Source organism: Bacillus sp. 22190 (assembly GCF_052045575.1).
GTDB classification, from domain to species: Bacteria; Bacillota; Bacilli; order Bacillales; family Bacillaceae; genus Bacillus; species Bacillus altitudinis.
Window position 1 is genome coordinate 37,194 of sequence record NZ_JBQEPF010000021.1, and the last position, 16,258, is coordinate 53,451.

Below are 16,258 nucleotides of genomic sequence, written 5' to 3' on the forward strand. Positions count from 1 at the left end.
TTAGGAGGTTTCTATCAATGATTAAGCGTAAAGGTGAAAAAATTATGGGGATTATCAGTATTGTCCTCAACGTAATTGGTGTTGGTTTTGGGGCATTGATGCTCTCTGTGGACCCAGCATTTTATGAAGAAATGAATGAAATTTTACAAGAGGAAGGCAGCGCCTTGCCAGTTGAAACACTTGAGGCATCGGTTCATGCCTTTGGCGTTCAGTTTATGGTTGTTTCCGCAATTGCGGCTGTCTTAGCCCTTGTTGGTGTGATTGTTTTGAAAACAGACCGCCGTGCCGTGCTTTCTGGTATTCTTTTCTTGGTTTCCGCTGTGACTCTTTTAATTGGAACTGTTGGTCTTGCTTTCGTTCCGATGATCTTGTTGCTAATCGTTGGATTGATGTCACTCATTAGAAAACCGAAAACAGACATTCACACGAGTGAATATCCTTCATAATTCAAAGAAAAAGACATGCGCTGGTTTGCGCATGTCTTTCTTTTTATATGATGCCAATCAGTTTGGCGATGATGAGTAAAACGATACTGAACCCCCACATCCAAAAGAAAGAGTAGCGGATATGTTTCCCCATATCGACCCCTGCAAGACCGATGGCAAGCCATACAGCAGGTGCAAGGGGGCTGACAAAGGTGCCGATGATATTTCCAATCATCATGGCGTATGCTGCAGATGTCCCTGACACACCAACCTCTGATGTAATCGATTCGACAATCGGCAAGAGTGCATAATAATAGGCATCCGTACTTGTCAGCATATCAAGAGGAACCCCAAATATCCCCACAATGATATGTAAAAATGGCAGTAAGAAAGCTGGCAAAATGTGAATACTGTCCACTGCAATTGCCTTCAGCATGCCTGTTCCTTCAAGAATTCCTAAAAAAGAACCTGCGGAGAAAATTACAGCTGCCATCATTAGTGCACTTGGAGCATGCGCCTTAATTCGCTCCATTTGTACATTCACATTTGGAAAGTTAATCAGAAGTGCTAGTGAAAGACCAATCATAAACATATAACTAGCAGGAATCACGTTCAGCACGAGAAGGACAACAACAGCTAAAAATAGAATGAGGTTGACCCACATTAAGTGATAACGCTTTAAAGACGCATCGCCTGTTTCGCTGATCGATTGAATAGCACGATCCCAATCGGCGCCTTCTAATTGGACAGCAGCTATTTCATTTGCCGCGATTTTCACCCGAATTCGTTTTTCTTCTCTTTTTCCTAAAATGAATGCCATTCCTAATACGAGCACGACCCCGATCAGCTGAATGGGAATAAGCGGTACCCACAGTTCAGATGGGTCCATATTTAGGACACTAGCTGCCCGTCCTGTGGGGCCAGCCCATGGAATCATATTGGTTAATCCAGCACTCGTCCCGATTAACAATAGCAATAAATAAGGACTCATATGTAATTTTTTATAAAGCGGAAGCAGTGCAGGTACAGTTAATAAAAAGGTTGTAGCGCCTGCTCCGTCTAAGTGTGCGATGACTCCAATCAAGGCAGTTCCCATCGCAACTGTGACAACATTCCCTTTTGTCAGCTTGATTAACGCTTTAATTACAGGTTCAAAGAACCCTGTATCTTGTAAAATGCCAAAAAATAAAATGGCGAAGATAAACATGGTCGCCACTGGCAAAACTTTGATAATCCCTTGTTCAAAGAAAGTTTGAATGTCATTGATACCAAATCCTGCGATGAGCGCCCCTATTAAAGGCACCATGACCATGGCGACAATTGGACTTGCTTTCCCCCAAATCAGCAAAACAACAATCGTTAAAATAATCAACAATCCAACAAACGTTAACATAAGCCCCTCCCCCTACAATAAACCGTTTACATTTGTTTGTTTTTTTACCAATGCAATCCCACATTTGCATTGAAAAAAAGAGTATCAAAAATATGAGTATTAGGCAACCGCTTTCATACCTATACAATGGTAAAAAAGGATGGCGGGGCCAATCATGGTGCGGTGTTCAATATGTCAAAAAATTTAGATAAAAAATAATACTTCTATTGATAATCTACTGCCAGGAGAAATTTTATAGGTATTTAGATTCAACAAAAAGTAAAAAGCGCCCGTTGGATGGACGCTTCTTTCACACTATTTTTTCAAAATAACGTATTCGTAAGGATTCAGTTGTAACCGTTGAGATGTATGCTGTCCAGTCAGCATATTTTCATAGCTTTCCGATGAATCTAGTGAAATGTTCTGTTGCTGTTCTGTAAAATTCATCATAAACACAAAGTCCTGCGATCCATCTGTTCGTTTCTGGACACTGACTCCCTCTGGAATTGAAGAGGAGAGGATCGGCTTTATCCCTATTCCTGTGATGAGATCTTCGTAAAAATCATCATAAAACGCTTGCTCATTTTCAGAAGCCATATAGTATGCTTTCCCTTTGCCAAATGGACGGACAGTAAGGGCGGGCTGTCCTTCATAGCAGCCATTCTCAAAATGCCCTAACACAGAGGCTGATTCTGGGTGAATGGATTCGCAATATTGTCCGACATGGTAGGTGCGTCCATTTCCTGTGGTCATTAAAACGTGTTCATCTGGCATCAATGTGTTGATTTCCTCTGCCCAAACACCAAGTACATGGCGGAGAGGGCCAGGGAAACCACCGAGGAAACAGAGGTCGTTTTCATCAACAATGCCGCTCCAGTACGTTGCTACAAAAATGCCGCCCTCTTTGACAAAGGCTTCAATCTTTTCTGCCACACCTGGTTTGATCATGTAGAGCATTGGTCCCACAAGCACTCGATAGGATGAGAAGTCCTTTTCCATCCCGACAATATCAACAGGGATGCCCTTTTTCCAGAAACTACGATAGTGAGTTTGGCAAGCCTCTACATAGCGTTTGTTGGTATTATTTAAGCCTTGCGCATCATCAATTGCCCAATGGTTTTCCCAATCATATATGATGGCGACCTCTGGTTGAACGGATGTACCCGCAATCGGCTGAAGCTGCTCCAGCTGTTTTCCTAAATCAGCGACTTCTTGAAACACACGCGTGTGTTCATGTCCTGAATGATCCACAACAGCGCCGTGGAATTTTTCAGAGGCGCCCCGACCTTGTCTCCACTGGAAATAAAGGACGGAGTCGGACCCGTGGGCAATCGCCTGCATGGCAGAGAGCTGTGCCATTCCTTTATGCTTCACCTTATTCACTTCATGCCAGTTCACGAGGCTTGGTGTGCTTTCCATCACAAGAAACGGCTGACCACCCTTTAATGAACGATACAAATCGTGAACGAAGGCGACGTTTGACGCTAATTCTGCAGTGGATTCTCTGCCGCTATGCCATGCTGGATAGCTATCCCATGAGATCACGTCGACTTCTTTTGCAAATTGATGATAATCCAGTCCAAGGAATGGACGCATATGCGGATAGTCGCCCATAAAATTGGTGGTTACTGGCACATGAGGTGTTAATTCTCGTAGTGGTTCGATTTCATTTTGATAAAAATTGATCGTTTGCGCTGTGACAAAACGCTTCCAATCTAGGTTCATGCCGTGAATCATGTGCTCCCCGTGAGGTGCAGGTGACTCGATTTGTGACCAATCACTATACGTGTGGCTCCAAAATCCTGTCCACCATGCTTGGTTCAAAGCTTCAAGGTCATGATTGTATTTGTCTTTCAAATAGTCTCTAAATGCCTCTTGGCAAAGATCACAATGACATTCGCCGCCGTATTCATTTGAAATGTGCCACATAATCAGCGCTGGATGGTCCTTGTAGCGTTCAGCAAGCAAACGATTGAGTGTATTCGTTTTTTCTCGATAAACCGGTGAGGTGAAGCAATGATTATGGCGAAGTCCGTGTAAGTTGCGCTGGCGGTTTGCTTCAACGCGTAAGACTTCTGGATATGTTTGCGAGAGCCAAGCAGGTCTTGCTCCGCTTGGCGTGGCGAGAATGGCGTGAGCTCCCTGCGCTGCCAAGCGATCCATGATATCATCCAGCCAGGCAAAATCATATTCCCCTTCTTTTGGCTCGAGCTTGCTCCAAGCGAAAATGTTGATAGAGAATGTTTGACAGTGTGCAAGCTTCATTAATCGAAAATCTTCGTCAATGATCTCCGGCATATGAAGCCATTGATCAGGATTATAGTCGCCACCATGCAAAAAGCCTTTCACATTTGGGTGGACGAGTGGGTAACGCTTTCCCATTTTGTCACGTCCTATCTGTTTAATTACGGTGTCATTTGTTTAAATACATCAAGAGAAGGCAGGGCTTTTCCGTTGAAATCAAACATGGCCTGATTTTCCCAAGCATTCCCGACTGTGCCGGTTGTTTGAATATAAGCGAGCCCGTATTGACTAGACCACGGCGCACCTTTTGCTGGAATCCAAAGCGGCTCCCAATAAAAGAACCCTTTCCCGCGATTGTTTTTTACTTGTGAAATTTTTTCTGATAGATCTCGTATAAAAGATGCCTGCCCTTGTGGTGATGCTGGATAACCGGCCGTATTGACTGAATCTTGGTTAAATGAGTTATCGAGGTTATCACCATTTGCTGTTGTAAAGCCGTAGGCAGTTTCTACCACGATGACATCTTTGTTATAGCGGGCGCTAATATCATTCATGTTGTTAGTAAGACCGCTAAATCCCCCGTCCCAATACGGGTAGTAAGATAAACCGATCGTATCGAACGAAACGCCTCGTTTGGTGATTTCATCAAACCACCAGCGAGATGCACCATTGTCCCCTCCATGTGCAAGATGAAGCATGACTTTGATGTTTGAATCGACAGAGCGGACAGCATTTGTCCCCGCTTTTAGCAAAGCAGCGAGTCGGTCAAATTCACCGCCGTCTTCACCCCAGCTCTTTCCGTTCGGCCAAAGCATACCTGAATTTAATTCATTCCCGACCTGTACCATATTTGGTAGGGCATTTTGTGCTTTCATCGCTTTAAGTACATCGCTTGTGTAAGTGCCAACAGCTTTTTCTAAATCGCTTTGGGAGAGATTGGTCCAAGCTTTCGGTTTGAACTGTTTACCGGGATCGGTCCAGAAATCACTGTAGTGAAAATCAAGCAGCACTTTCATGTTTTGTGCTTTTGCACGTTTCGAGAGAGCAATGGCGGTATTTAAATCGTTTGTCCCCCCGTTATAGGCACGGCCTTGGTTGTCGTATGGATGGTTCCAGAGTCTGATGCGCACATAGTTGACACCTTTCTCTTTTAATAGCTTGAGCGGATCAACCTGCTGCCAGTTTTGGTTGTAGTATTTGCCGCCGCTTCGCTCCACTTCTGCGAGCATGGAGATATCGGCTCCTTTGATGAAATCACCTTGCAATCCATTGATCGGTTTCACCGAAATCGTATCAGCCTTTGCTTCAGGCAGAATACCTAACCCCATCAGAAAGAAAACGACAACAGTGACAAGCAACCATTTCTTCATCAAATCTCTCCTTATCCTTTTGTCCCGCCTTGTGTGAGGCCGGATACAAATTGTTTTTGTAAAACAAGAAACAATAAAGCAACTGGAATCGCAATGAGTAAAGCCCCGGCTGCAAAGGTCGTGTAGCTGGCACCCATTTTGTCTGATACAAGATTGTATAGACCGATTGGGAGCGTATACATTTCGGGTGAGCGGACAATGACACTGGAGATGATGAAATCACCCAGCGGTCCTGTAAATGAGTTGATGGCAACAACGGCTAAAATCGGCTTGGCAAGCGGCATAATAATTTGGATGAAAATCCGGAAATGCCCTGCGCCATCCATTCTGGCTGATTCATCGAGATCCTTTGGAATCGCATCAAGATAACCTTTCATTAAATACGTATTCATCGGGATTTGTCCGCCTGCATAAATCAAAATCAATGCGAGGTGGCTGTTAATGAGTCCAAGCATTTGAGCCAATACAAAAATGGCGATTAGCGCTGAAAATTGAGGAATCATTTGCAGCAGCAAAAAGAGCATCAGTCCATTCTTGCGTCCTTTGAATCGGAACCTAGAAAAGGCATAACCTGTAAAGCTAACAAGGATCAACGTTAAGAGCATAGTCGCAATACTGATTTTCATTGAGTTCCAATACCATTTTGCATAAAGTGCTCCCTGACCGAAGAAGAGTTCTGTAAAGTGGCTGAACGTTGGATTCTTCGGAAACATGCTTGTGCTCATCAGGCTATTCCCAGGATTAAAGGAAGCGCCGATCGTCCAAAGGAGTGGATATAGAATACATACGGAGGCGATGAAAAGGATGAAATAAGTGATACTCAGACGAATGAGCTTATTTTGTTTTGATCCCATATCACATCATGTCCTCCTCTTTAAATGAATTCGTTCTCTTAAACTGCCAAAGTGCAATGGCAATGACGAAGATTGACAGTAAGATCGTAACAGCGGCAGCGAGTGCATATTGAGAAGATTGCATCGTCAGTTTGTAAATCCAAGACACCAAGATGTCTGTGCCCCCAGCAGTTGAGCCAGCCACAGGCGGTCCTCCGCCATTAAATAAGTAGATGATATTAAAGTTGTTAAAGTTAAACGTATACTGCGTGATTAATATAGGTGCAATTGAATAGAGGACAAGCGGTAATGTAATGGAACGGAATTTCTGAAAGAAATTTGCCCCATCAATGGTTGCAGCCTCGTATAAATCTTCAGGAATGGCCTGCAAAACGCCAGTTGTCATAATGAACACAAAAGGAAAACCAAGCCAAGTCTGCATCGCAATAAGAGCGATTTTGCTCCAAAATGGATCTGTCAGCCATGGTTTTGGATCAATTCCAATCGATGCAAAAAGGGTATTGTTAATCGCACCAAACGTGTCGTTAAACAATCCAGCAAACACCAAAATGGTCACAAATCCTGGAACAGCCCACGGCAGAATCAAAATCGTTCTGAAAAACCGTTTTCCTTTTAAATCTTTTTGATTGAGCAGAACCGCTAGGAAAATGCCGACAGCACATTGAAGGGTCGATGCAGCCAACGTCCATACGACCGTCCAGCCTAGTACATCAATGAATGTGTCTCTCCAAATATCGATTGAAAAGATATTTTGAAAGTTTTTGATGCCTACCCAATCAATGAGATTGGCAGGAGGCGAGTGGTATAAATCATAGTTTGTAAAGGCCAGCGCAAAGCTGAACATAATAGGAAAGACAACAGAGAATAGAAGTAAAAAGAAAGCAGGAGTGCTCATTAAGTAAGGAAAGCCTTGGTCGATGAGCTGATGGTATTGAGCACGGATGGAATGAAGCGGAATCCCTTGATCACGTTTCTTTCCGTTCATAAATGCATCTCGTATCATGATTACATAAAAACCGATGCCAAATCCAGCTGTTAAAAGTGCAATAATTCCTTTTGCTAAAAGGAAAACAGAGTTGTCACGAGGCAGCATCGTACCAAGTGTGAACAGCCCCCAGAAGCCAATATTGAATAAATCATAAAACACTACTAGAAAAGAAACGCCAAACAGGAAAAAGAGTGCCCCTTTGCCATATTGTTTGTTGTATATTTGCCCCATCCCGGGTATAAGAGAGAACATTAGCGCCCGTCTCCGGTGTGTCTTTGATTCCACTATGTGTGTGCGGTCTAGTTCAAGGTTACCCGTCACGTCTAACACCTACTTCATATGAAATTAGATCAAGTGCAGGCAGCATGATAGATGAACAGCTACCTGCGCTTGATGTTTATTTGGAGTGATTCGCTTTAATTTGCGAGTCGATTTGTTTGACCGCATCATCAAATGCTTTTTTCACATCGGTACGGCCAGTCGCAATCAGTCCTAATGCACTGTCAATCGGCTTCCACACCTCTGCCATTTCTGGATTGTTCGGTGTCAGCGTGGCATATTTCGTTTGCTTTGAAACAGCATCCGCATTTGCGTTTTCAGTAATGACTGGGTCTTTCATCAGCTTTTTCACTGGTGGAATTTCCTCTGTGACTTCAAAGCGCTTTTTCGAATTTTTTTCGTTCGTGATAAACTCAACAAATTTCTCGGCAAGTTCTTTATTTTTAGAATAAGAGGAGACGTTGTAGCTCTTTACACCTAAGAACGAGCTCATATGTTTTCCGTTAGGGAGTGTTGGCAGTTCCGTCACGCCATAGTCGATACCCGCTTCTTTATAAGGACCAAATGACCATGGACCAGAAATCACAGCCGCTGCCTTTTTCTCAGTGAATAAGGAATTGAGGACATTGATTCCTTGCTCACCAATGATGCCTTTCGGGAAAAGACCTTCGCTAAAGAATGTCTGAATGTATTTTCCGCCTTCGATGGCACCATCGTTATTAAGACCAATATCATTGACGTCATAAGACCCATCGTTTTTCTGTTTGAAAATATAGCCGCCTGAACCGCCTAATACACTTTGTGCGTAATAAATTTCATCCCACTTCGCAACAAAACCGTATTTCCCGTCCTTTGTCAGCTTTTTCGAAAGGTCATACCAGCCATCGAGTGTCGTTGGTGCCTTTTTCACAAGGTCTTTGTTATAGAAAAGCACAGTGGTTTCAACGGATTTTGGCAGGCCATACAGCTTACCATCTACCGTTTGTGATTGAATCGATTCGTCTGTGAAGGAATTGATTACTTTTTGATCTGGTTTGATTTCTTGTAACAATCCCTCTGTGACAGCTGATCCAATTTGGTCGTGAGGCATGGTGATGACATCTGGACCAGTGCCGGCTGCGCCATCAAGACGAAGCGCTTCAATTTGGTCGGCATATGCTTTTTCGACTACTTTGACTTTCACGTCGTTTTGTTTTTCAAATTCTTTGACAGCGTCTTGAATCCCATCAGACTTTTTGACATCCTCCCACACTAGCAAGGTCTTTGTACCTGTAGATGCCGGCTGTGTACCGCTTGAATTGTCATCTCCTGGTCCGCATGCTGACAGCAGAAGCACAGCAGTACCAACGACTGCCGATAATGTCGCCCATTTTCCCTTTTTCATTCGTAATCCCCTCTCGTTCTTTTTTCACAGATGATAAGAAAACGCTTTCTTAATGTGAGAATATCAACTTGAGTAAAAAAAGTAAACACATTTTATTAAATTTATTAAGTAAAATTTTTTACTGAAATAAAGAGAAAAGAAGCCCACCTTATACGGCAGGCCTTCCAGCTGTTTATATCGTGCTTTTCCGAAAGACAGGTTCTGAGGCAATCAGCACGGTTTTTGGTAATGTTCTGCCATCAACAAGTCTTTCTAAAAGTAAATCGACAGCTGTTTCGCAAAGTAAAGAGGTATGGATGTGATAAGTTGTGAGCGGTGGTGACACATATTGAGAGACGTGAATATCGTTGATACTAAAGACACTCACTCGATTTGGTAAAGAAAAACCGCGTTCATTTAATGCTTGTAAACAGCCTATCGCAAGAGGATCACTTGCGACACAAAAAGCGGTTGGCAGGTGATTGCCGAGCTCGTCGATCGCCTTCATCATCAATGAATAGCCTTCATCTACAGAGAAGTGGTGACCGATATAGACCAATTGTTCATCCAGTTTGTTGTGTGCTGTCATGTACTGGCGGAAGGTCGTTTCACGAATATCTGGAATCCGCCTATTTGTATTGAGATCAAGATCTGTCCCGCCAATAAATCCGATGGATGTGTGCTGTTTTTCGATAAAAGAATCGATAATCTTTTCTACAATTCGTTTCAAGTTTGGTTTCACAGAATCAAAGCGGTCTTCATCTGGTGATGTATCAATAAAGACGATATGTTTTGTGATCGCATATAATTGATCAAGCTCAGTTTTTTTAAATCGACCGATGGCGATGATGCCTTCTGTAGAAGGATCAATCGATTGAAGACCATCAGATGGGTTGTAAGCGGTAACATTTAAGCTTCTGGTATTGGTGAGTTCCTCAATGCCTAGACGAATGGATTTAAAATAAATATCTTCAAGCTCTTCTTTTTCGGTCATCCAATAGAGAAAGGCAATTTTTTTTAGTGAATGTTTGAATGTCTTTTTTTGATAGGACAAAGCTTCTGCTGCCGCGTATACTCTCTCACGTGTTTGATCCGTAACCGATAGGTTGGGATCTTGGTTCAGTACGCGAGACACGGTGGCGATGGATAATCCGGCTTTTTCCGCAATGTCCTTTATTTTAGCTGCCAAGTCAGCACCTCCTATAGAAAATATCTCCTTTCAGTATAGAGTCTTTAAAAAAATTAGTAAATATTTTTATTAAATTGATTGGTTTAGGCTATTCTTTACGAGTTGGAAAGGAATTAGTAAGATATATGTATTGAAGATGTAGGATTAAGATTTCTGATAGGAGAGGGACAGATGTATTATGATGCACTGAAGACATTTGTGACAGTGGTAGAAGAGAAAAACTTTACAAAAGCAGCTCAGAAGCTACGGATTTCTCAACCGAGTGTCAGTCTTCACATTAAGAACTTGGAGCAGGAATTTCAGACGGTTCTGCTCAATCGTTCGCCAAAGCAATTAACGGTGACGCCAACTGGGGATATGCTGTACCATCGATCAAAACAAATCATTCGTTTATATGAACAGGCGAAGCAGGATATTTATGAGCATCATCATCTGGCACGAGGAAAGCTCACGATTGGAGCGAGTTTTACCATTGGGGAGTATGTGCTGCCGCAAATTTTGGCACAATTTCATCAGCTCTATCCGCATGTTGATATTGAGGTAGTCATTGATAATACAGAGGCGATCGCTAGACATGTTCGGTTGTTCCATGTCGACATCGGACTGATTGAAGGACAAACCAATGACAAAGAACTCTCTGTGGAAACGTTCCTAGAGGATGAACTGTATATCGTTGCCCCATTAGACCATCCGTTTGCAAAGAAAAAGGATGTCACCATTGATCAATTGCAAAATGAAACATGGATCACAAGAGAAGAAGGATCTGGGACAGGAGAATACTTACAGCACGTCCTGAAATCAAATGGACTGAAAGCGCGGACCTTTGTGACATTTAGCAGCAATCAAGCGATAAAAGAAGCTGTCATTCATGGAATGGGGCTGTCTGTTTTATCTAAATATGTCCTCCAGCGGGGCAGCATTGGCGGGGAATTGGCTGTCATTTCTGTGAGGGGAATGGACTTTAAACGGACATTTTCCTATGTCGAATCCCCGATGACAGGTGGGAATAAAAATAAGGAATTGCTTGTTGAGTTGTTGAGAAAAGAGAAAAAAGACGCTTCTCCGCAGTAGGGAGAAACGTCTTTTTTTATAACCCTTTGATGTTGATTTCATCGACTGGGAGGAAAATCTCACCTGTATCTGTGTACTTCATGTTGACTTGATCGCCTTCTTTTAAATAAATAATAAGAGGCTCTTTTTCAGATGACATGGTGTAGTTTTTCCCATCGTCTAGTAAGAAGGTGACGGTTGTATAATCACCGGTCTTTTCCTTATACACCCTCTTCACTTTGCCTGTCGACTCTTTCTTTTCTTGCTTTGATGAACTATTGACGGTACCGCCGCCTTTTTGAAGAGCTGTTTTATAGGCTCTTAGTGCTTCGTTTGGTGTAGAAGCATATGCGGCGATTTCAGGATTGGCTGCCGAAACAATAAAGTAGTTTTGCAGGAATCCGTTTGAATCGAGAACAGGTGTAAGCCAGCTGGCTTCCCCGTAGAAATTATAAAGAATCGGCATGCGGCCCTTCCATTTCTTCTCGATAAATCGTTTCTCAATAATTTGCAAAGCTCCCTGTGAATCCATGTAGGATTCTTCAAGATTACCCGTATAATACGTAGCTTTTCCTGTTCGGGCATTTGTCAGTGCATACCCGAGCATGGAATCAACGCCCTCTTTTGGACTGGTGAAATCTGTGAAGTAATACATATCCCCTTTTGAATCAAACACCGGACTTACATTGGCTTCCGTTCCCTCGTCTGAAGGCAGCTTCACATCTGATTTTCCAAAAAGACTGTTCCAGAAACCATGTACATAGTTGCCGAAGTAACTATTCTGCAGACTGACGGCCTCTGGCGAAACAGCGCCATCAATAAAGGCTGGTACTTTGTCTAAGGAATATTTCTTCGTTTCACCCGTTTTGGCATCCACAACAACCACACCTGAAGCTTTAAACCCGTTTCGTGCAGAGATGAAATCTCCAAATGTTTGGATGTAATAAGGCTTGCCATCATCATTGATCTCTAGCTGCGTGTCTCCATAGAAAATCAAGTCTGGGTACTGAAGACGGATATGCCGCTCAATTTCCTTATTGAAATAGGAAGAAGGCGTATAGACCATCTCGGTTTTCACAAACTTTGGATTGGCAGATGAGTCGGTCGCACTTAATGTAAAGTAACCTGGTGTGCTACCAGAACGAATCCATTTAAAGAAATCGGAGAACTCGACGGGTGCGATATACACATACTCACCATTGACCTTCTGAATTTGCAAGCTGCCAAGCTCGTAGTAGCTCGTGTTTGGCACCTGTCCGAACGATTTCTTCATCTTATTGCGAGCAAATTGCGGTGGTACACTCGCAGGTGTTTCTGTCTCATCAAACGCTTTGATTTCGACTTTTTGATCCATCTTAGACACGTCGAATTTCTCATTTGCATTGAATAGAAAAGCGGTTGCCATATAAACACCGAGCAGCAATAATATGAGAAATAATACGCCCTTGATCTTCCGCTCCAATCCCACTGATAAAAAGGCACCTGCTGCTGTCACAACAAGTCCAATGAGCCACAGTGATGATGGGTTGCGGTCTAAATTGGTGATGTAGTAGAAGCCGAAAATCCCGATGATAAACAGCAGTGCCAGTCCCGCAATCCATATAAGCGGCACCTGTTGTTCAGTTCCTTTCTTTCTAACGATTAACCTGAGTGGTGTGAGCAAAAGGGTCAGGACAAGACCGATCACAACCGAAAATAACAACATATATCCCACAAACAGATCTCCTTTCAAATCAATCACTCTTTTAGTATATACGAGTGAGACGGGGAAAAGATTCACCGGATGACAGGTTCATTTAAATGCCGATCGAGTCAATGGCTGATTGAACATCTTCTTTCAGCTCAAAAAATGTGAGTCTTTTTTCGATTTTCTCTATTAACGCGTCAATGGCTTCACCTGACATATGGGTTTGGATGTTCCTTTGATGTTTGTACACGTTAATCAGAAGGTCATCAATCAGATCTACTATTTTTTTGGCTTCTTGACGATCCTCTGCAAATTCATTTTGAAGTTGATGCCGGATGGCTCTGATCAGCGCTGTTTTCTGTTCTTCTTTGATCTTTGCCTTCAAAGCAGCCAGCTCTGCTGGTGTCATGTCTTCCGTGTTAAAGTTTGCTTGAGAGAAGATGGAGCTAGATGTATGCGTATCTGTGACTCTCTGCAAAAAACGATCTGCGTCTGTTGGTTGTTTCTTTGAAAATTCCATTTGTCGTACTCCTTAAGAAATTCCCATATTCTTGGCAAGGGTTGTATCTGCATCGTGGTATTGTTTTCCTAGCTGGCTCATATCATCTGATATTGAGTCCATCCACCGTTTCATATCCATCGCATGATCAATCGCGGCATCATACTTTTTGACCGAATAGAACTCATTTTCAAGACCCTCTGTTTTTAAGTGGCGAATCACAGCATCCACATCTGAAGCCGTCAGCTGGTCATACGAACCAAAACCGACAATTTGTTTGTATCTTGAACGAACGCGTTCCACTGATTGATCCACTTTGTCATCGAGTTTCTCAATTTTGCGAATGATTTGCTGCATATGGTGCTCGGCATATGTAGAGAATTTACGACCTGTGTTCATGAGAACATGCGACTTGATTAAAATCGCTACCACACTTTGCGGATGAACATTTGATTGACTCAATTGATGTAACATGGCTGCAGTGAGAGAAGGGTTTTTTCTCAACATATCATCAATGGTTTGAACGGAGCCATCTGACGAAAAGGAATACCGGTCTAAGCCATGGCTGCCGGCGAGGGCTTCAAGAAATAAATTCGCATCAAGTGAAGGATTCACACTCATTGCCCGATTGAGGAGATTTTTCATAAATTGGACGGCTTTTGAGGAGTCCTCAGTGTAATCGACGCCTTCAGGTAAAGCGGCATCATACATCACTTTCACACGACCGATTTCTGTCGTATGACGATTTAAGAGAGATAGCCCGTCATTGAGATTGATATATTCTGTTAATCTACTACGGTAATCACCTTTTAATGCTTTGGCTTGCAGACCATCCGATAGATTTGGGTAAATATTCGGATTCTCAAAGGTGACCCCGCCTTTAATAAAATCATTTTTGACAAGAACATAAGAAGCATTTGACCCGCCAAGTGAATGCCCTGTCACATACATCTTCGCATTCGGCATTTTCTTATGGATCTCTTTCGCATACCGGTCCGCTTGCACCATTTGATTCTCTGCACCGTGTTCAAAAGGGATATTTTTAATCAAATACTTCGTATCTGAAATCAACCAATCTTGTACAATCTCATTTGTATAGGTCGTTGTCCCTGTCGTCATCTTCGTCGTGACTTCCTTTGACGTCTCTGACTGGCTAAAAGGAGGCAGCTTTGTCAAAATGGTAGAAAGAAGATCATCTGACTCTTTTTTTCCATGTTTTTTAATGGTATCTTTATATTGGCCTGCCCCAATCGGTTCTGACCCGCGGTAGGCGATGACGGCGTTTTTGATTTTTGTGAGGTCTTTTCCTTTGTTTGAGTTACGATAATCTTCTCTCGAGACAAGGGTTAGTGCATTAAGGCCTTTTTTGGTTTCTATATGGTCGACGACATACATGGTTTTACCGCTTTTTAAGCGTATATCTTTCTGGTGGGCATAATTGGCAATATCATAAGACTCTGACGATATATCATTATAATCTTTATCGCTAAGTTGATTAATTGAGCTTTTTGTGGTCAATTTTTACACTCCTGTAATATTTATCATATATATTATATTATAGAAAGATATAAATATCTATAATAAGTGTAGTATTTAAGTAATATCTAAAGAAGAATATTATAACTTTTAAGAGGTGGAAGATATTTCATATGGGAAATAAAATTTCGATTATAATTGTCTTGATAATTATTACTATCATTTCAGTTACACTGATTCTTTTAAATGGTAAGCAATCTCAAACAAATGAATCTGGAGGAAAGGCTATCTTGGAAGAAAAAGAGAAAAATGAACAACAGAAGGCAGAAGAGTTCGCAGAGGAAATGAAGCCGAATATAGAAAAGCGTTTACGTAAAATGGATATTCATAATTTTATCGAAACCATATCTTTTAAAAAGGGAGTAACCATTAATCCAATGGGATATATAAGAATTAGAGGATACGTGAATGGTGAACCAGAAAGATTTGAGTTCTCTGCATCATTAGAATATAGATCTAAAGAGGTGGGTTCTATGAGCATTTCATCTGATTTATCAGACCGTTTCGAGAACTGGGATGATTTTGATCCGCAAGTGAAAGAAGATTTTTTGAATAGTCTCTCTAAAAAGGAACGTGAACAGTATCTAAAGGACATTGGAGAAAAAGAGTAAAACAGGTACATGCCTACCTGTTTTTATTTTGTCAATTTCATTAGTCGATGGATTAAAAATCCATTAAGGAGTTTTGCTTTTTATGAGAAATACAATGAAATTTTCTATTATAATTGTGGCCGTCATCATCTCAGTAACTGTTTTTATTGTAGAGTACATTAATAAGAGTCTGTCAGATGAAGTAGTGGAAGAGAAAAGCGATCAGGAAAAAGCAGAAGATTTTGCAAAGAAGATGAAACCTAAGGTTGAAGAGCACTTACACAAAAGAGATATTCATCACTTTATCAAAACCATAACGTTTGAAAAAGAATTGACCATCAATCCTATGGGGGATATTATAATCGATGGCTATATAAATAATGAACCGGAGAAGTTCGGATTTTCAGCTTCTTTACAATATAGAGCTAAAAAAATAGGTTCAATGAGTTATGATCCTGAGTTGTCATATCGTTTTAAAGATTGGGACAAATTTAAAGATGAACCAGAATTAAAGGAAAACTATCTTAAACGACTCTCTGAAAAAGAACGAGAGCAATATCTAAAGGACATTGGAGAAAAAGAGTGAACAGGTGTCTACCTACCTGTTTTATTTTTTTAGTATCATTAATTAAGAAGTTTTGATTGTAAGGAGTGTTGCGTTGTATGAAAAACACAATAAAACTTGTATCTGTTTTGGTCGTTATCATCATTGTTTCAGTGACTTCGTTAATCACTCAGCACAATAAGCAAAGTAAATCAAATGATGTGGTAAAAGAAAAGAGCGATCAAGAAAAAGCAGAAGAGCTCGCAGA

14 protein-coding genes are annotated in these 16,258 nt (G+C 41.7%); 4 read left to right on the top strand and 10 right to left on the bottom strand.

Going from position 1 to position 16,258, the window contains the following annotated elements; all coding sequences use genetic code 11:
• Positions 1 to 17: 17 nt before the first annotated feature.
• Positions 18 to 446, top strand: coding sequence for a DUF4064 domain-containing protein (locus ACTJKA_RS18545; RefSeq protein ID WP_007497283.1), 429 nt, complete (start codon positions 18 to 20; stop codon positions 444 to 446).
• 43 nt (positions 447 to 489) lie between these two features.
• Here the strand turns inward: ACTJKA_RS18545 and ACTJKA_RS18550 are convergent, their stop codons facing one another.
• The 7 genes from ACTJKA_RS18550 to ACTJKA_RS18580 all read right to left on the bottom strand — a co-directional run bounded on the left by ACTJKA_RS18550 (position 490) and on the right by ACTJKA_RS18580 (position 10,084).
• Entirely contained in the window at positions 490 to 1,818 is a 1,329-nt protein-coding gene (locus ACTJKA_RS18550) for a CitMHS family transporter (RefSeq protein WP_024720446.1), read from the bottom strand.
• Positions 1,819 to 2,112: 294 nt separating this feature from the next.
• Positions 2,113 to 4,179 carry a beta-galactosidase gene (locus ACTJKA_RS18555; RefSeq protein WP_268357691.1) on the bottom strand — a complete coding sequence of 689 codons (2,067 nt, stop codon included), beginning with the start codon at positions 4,177 to 4,179 and terminating at the stop codon, positions 2,113 to 2,115.
• Between the two features lie 23 nt (positions 4,180 to 4,202).
• Positions 4,203 to 5,411, bottom strand: coding sequence for a glycoside hydrolase family 53 protein (locus ACTJKA_RS18560; protein ID WP_099496969.1), 1,209 nt, complete (start codon positions 5,409 to 5,411; stop codon positions 4,203 to 4,205).
• A gap of 11 nt (positions 5,412 to 5,422) precedes the next feature.
• Entirely contained in the window at positions 5,423 to 6,265 is an 843-nt protein-coding gene (locus ACTJKA_RS18565) for a sugar ABC transporter permease (RefSeq protein ID WP_007497274.1), read from the bottom strand.
• 1 nt (position 6,266) lies between these two features.
• A complete protein-coding gene (locus tag ACTJKA_RS18570; protein ID WP_171465961.1) occupies positions 6,267 to 7,505 on the bottom strand; it encodes a carbohydrate ABC transporter permease in 1,239 nt (412 codons plus the stop codon).
• Between the two features lie 145 nt (positions 7,506 to 7,650).
• The gene (locus ACTJKA_RS18575) at positions 7,651 to 8,916 is read right to left on the bottom strand and encodes an extracellular solute-binding protein (protein WP_008347347.1); all 1,266 of its coding nucleotides are present in this window, start codon (positions 8,914 to 8,916) and stop codon (positions 7,651 to 7,653) included.
• A gap of 172 nt (positions 8,917 to 9,088) precedes the next feature.
• On the bottom strand, positions 9,089 to 10,084 hold the full coding sequence (locus ACTJKA_RS18580; RefSeq protein ID WP_203143870.1) for a LacI family DNA-binding transcriptional regulator: 996 nt from the start codon (positions 10,082 to 10,084) through the stop codon (positions 9,089 to 9,091).
• 171 nt (positions 10,085 to 10,255) lie between these two features.
• Between ACTJKA_RS18580 and ACTJKA_RS18585 the strand changes: the two genes are divergently transcribed.
• Complete coding sequence (locus ACTJKA_RS18585) at positions 10,256 to 11,155, top strand: LysR family transcriptional regulator (protein WP_025208260.1); 900 nt, start codon at positions 10,256 to 10,258, stop codon at positions 11,153 to 11,155.
• Between the two features lie 16 nt (positions 11,156 to 11,171).
• Here the strand turns inward: ACTJKA_RS18585 and ACTJKA_RS18590 are convergent, their stop codons facing one another.
• From ACTJKA_RS18590 to ACTJKA_RS18600, 3 genes are all read right to left on the bottom strand, one after another.
• Entirely contained in the window at positions 11,172 to 12,848 is a 1,677-nt protein-coding gene (locus tag ACTJKA_RS18590) for a hypothetical protein (RefSeq protein WP_440607893.1), read from the bottom strand.
• A gap of 82 nt (positions 12,849 to 12,930) precedes the next feature.
• Positions 12,931 to 13,341 carry a hypothetical protein gene (locus ACTJKA_RS18595; RefSeq protein ID WP_024720438.1) on the bottom strand — a complete coding sequence of 137 codons (411 nt, stop codon included), beginning with the start codon at positions 13,339 to 13,341 and terminating at the stop codon, positions 12,931 to 12,933.
• Between the two features lie 12 nt (positions 13,342 to 13,353).
• On the bottom strand, positions 13,354 to 14,838 hold the full coding sequence (locus tag ACTJKA_RS18600; RefSeq protein ID WP_440607894.1) for a lipase family protein: 1,485 nt from the start codon (positions 14,836 to 14,838) through the stop codon (positions 13,354 to 13,356).
• 131 nt (positions 14,839 to 14,969) lie between these two features.
• Here ACTJKA_RS18600 and ACTJKA_RS18605 point away from each other — a divergent pair, with 131 nt between their 5' ends.
• Entirely contained in the window at positions 14,970 to 15,467 is a 498-nt protein-coding gene (locus ACTJKA_RS18605; protein WP_171465942.1) for a DUF1433 domain-containing protein, read from the top strand.
• Between the two features lie 82 nt (positions 15,468 to 15,549).
• Complete coding sequence (locus tag ACTJKA_RS18610) at positions 15,550 to 16,032, top strand: DUF1433 domain-containing protein (RefSeq protein WP_171465941.1); 483 nt, start codon at positions 15,550 to 15,552, stop codon at positions 16,030 to 16,032.
• Positions 16,033 to 16,258 lie beyond the last annotated feature (226 nt).

What these genes read in the sequence shown, in the direction of transcription:
- ACTJKA_RS18545 (WP_007497283.1), top strand. Translation starts at nt 18, where the DNA reads ATGATTAAGCGTAAAGGTGAAAAAATTATGGGGATTATCAGTATTGTC.
- ACTJKA_RS18550 (WP_024720446.1), bottom strand. Translation starts at nt 1,818, where the DNA reads ATGTTAACGTTTGTTGGATTGTTGATTATTTTAACGATTGTTGTTTTG.
- ACTJKA_RS18555 (WP_268357691.1), bottom strand. Translation starts at nt 4,179, where the DNA reads ATGGGAAAGCGTTACCCACTCGTCCACCCAAATGTGAAAGGCTTTTTG.
- ACTJKA_RS18560 (WP_099496969.1), bottom strand. Translation starts at nt 5,411, where the DNA reads ATGAAGAAATGGTTGCTTGTCACTGTTGTCGTTTTCTTTCTGATGGGG.
- ACTJKA_RS18565 (WP_007497274.1), bottom strand. Translation starts at nt 6,265, where the DNA reads ATGGGATCAAAACAAAATAAGCTCATTCGTCTGAGTATCACTTATTTC.
- ACTJKA_RS18570 (WP_171465961.1), bottom strand. Translation starts at nt 7,505, where the DNA reads ATGTTCTCTCTTATACCCGGGATGGGGCAAATATACAACAAACAATAT.
- ACTJKA_RS18575 (WP_008347347.1), bottom strand. Translation starts at nt 8,916, where the DNA reads ATGAAAAAGGGAAAATGGGCGACATTATCGGCAGTCGTTGGTACTGCT.
- ACTJKA_RS18585 (WP_025208260.1), top strand. Translation starts at nt 10,256, where the DNA reads ATGTATTATGATGCACTGAAGACATTTGTGACAGTGGTAGAAGAGAAA.
- ACTJKA_RS18595 (WP_024720438.1), bottom strand. Translation starts at nt 13,341, where the DNA reads ATGGAATTTTCAAAGAAACAACCAACAGACGCAGATCGTTTTTTGCAG.
- ACTJKA_RS18605 (WP_171465942.1), top strand. Translation starts at nt 14,970, where the DNA reads ATGGGAAATAAAATTTCGATTATAATTGTCTTGATAATTATTACTATC.
- ACTJKA_RS18610 (WP_171465941.1), top strand. Translation starts at nt 15,550, where the DNA reads ATGAGAAATACAATGAAATTTTCTATTATAATTGTGGCCGTCATCATC.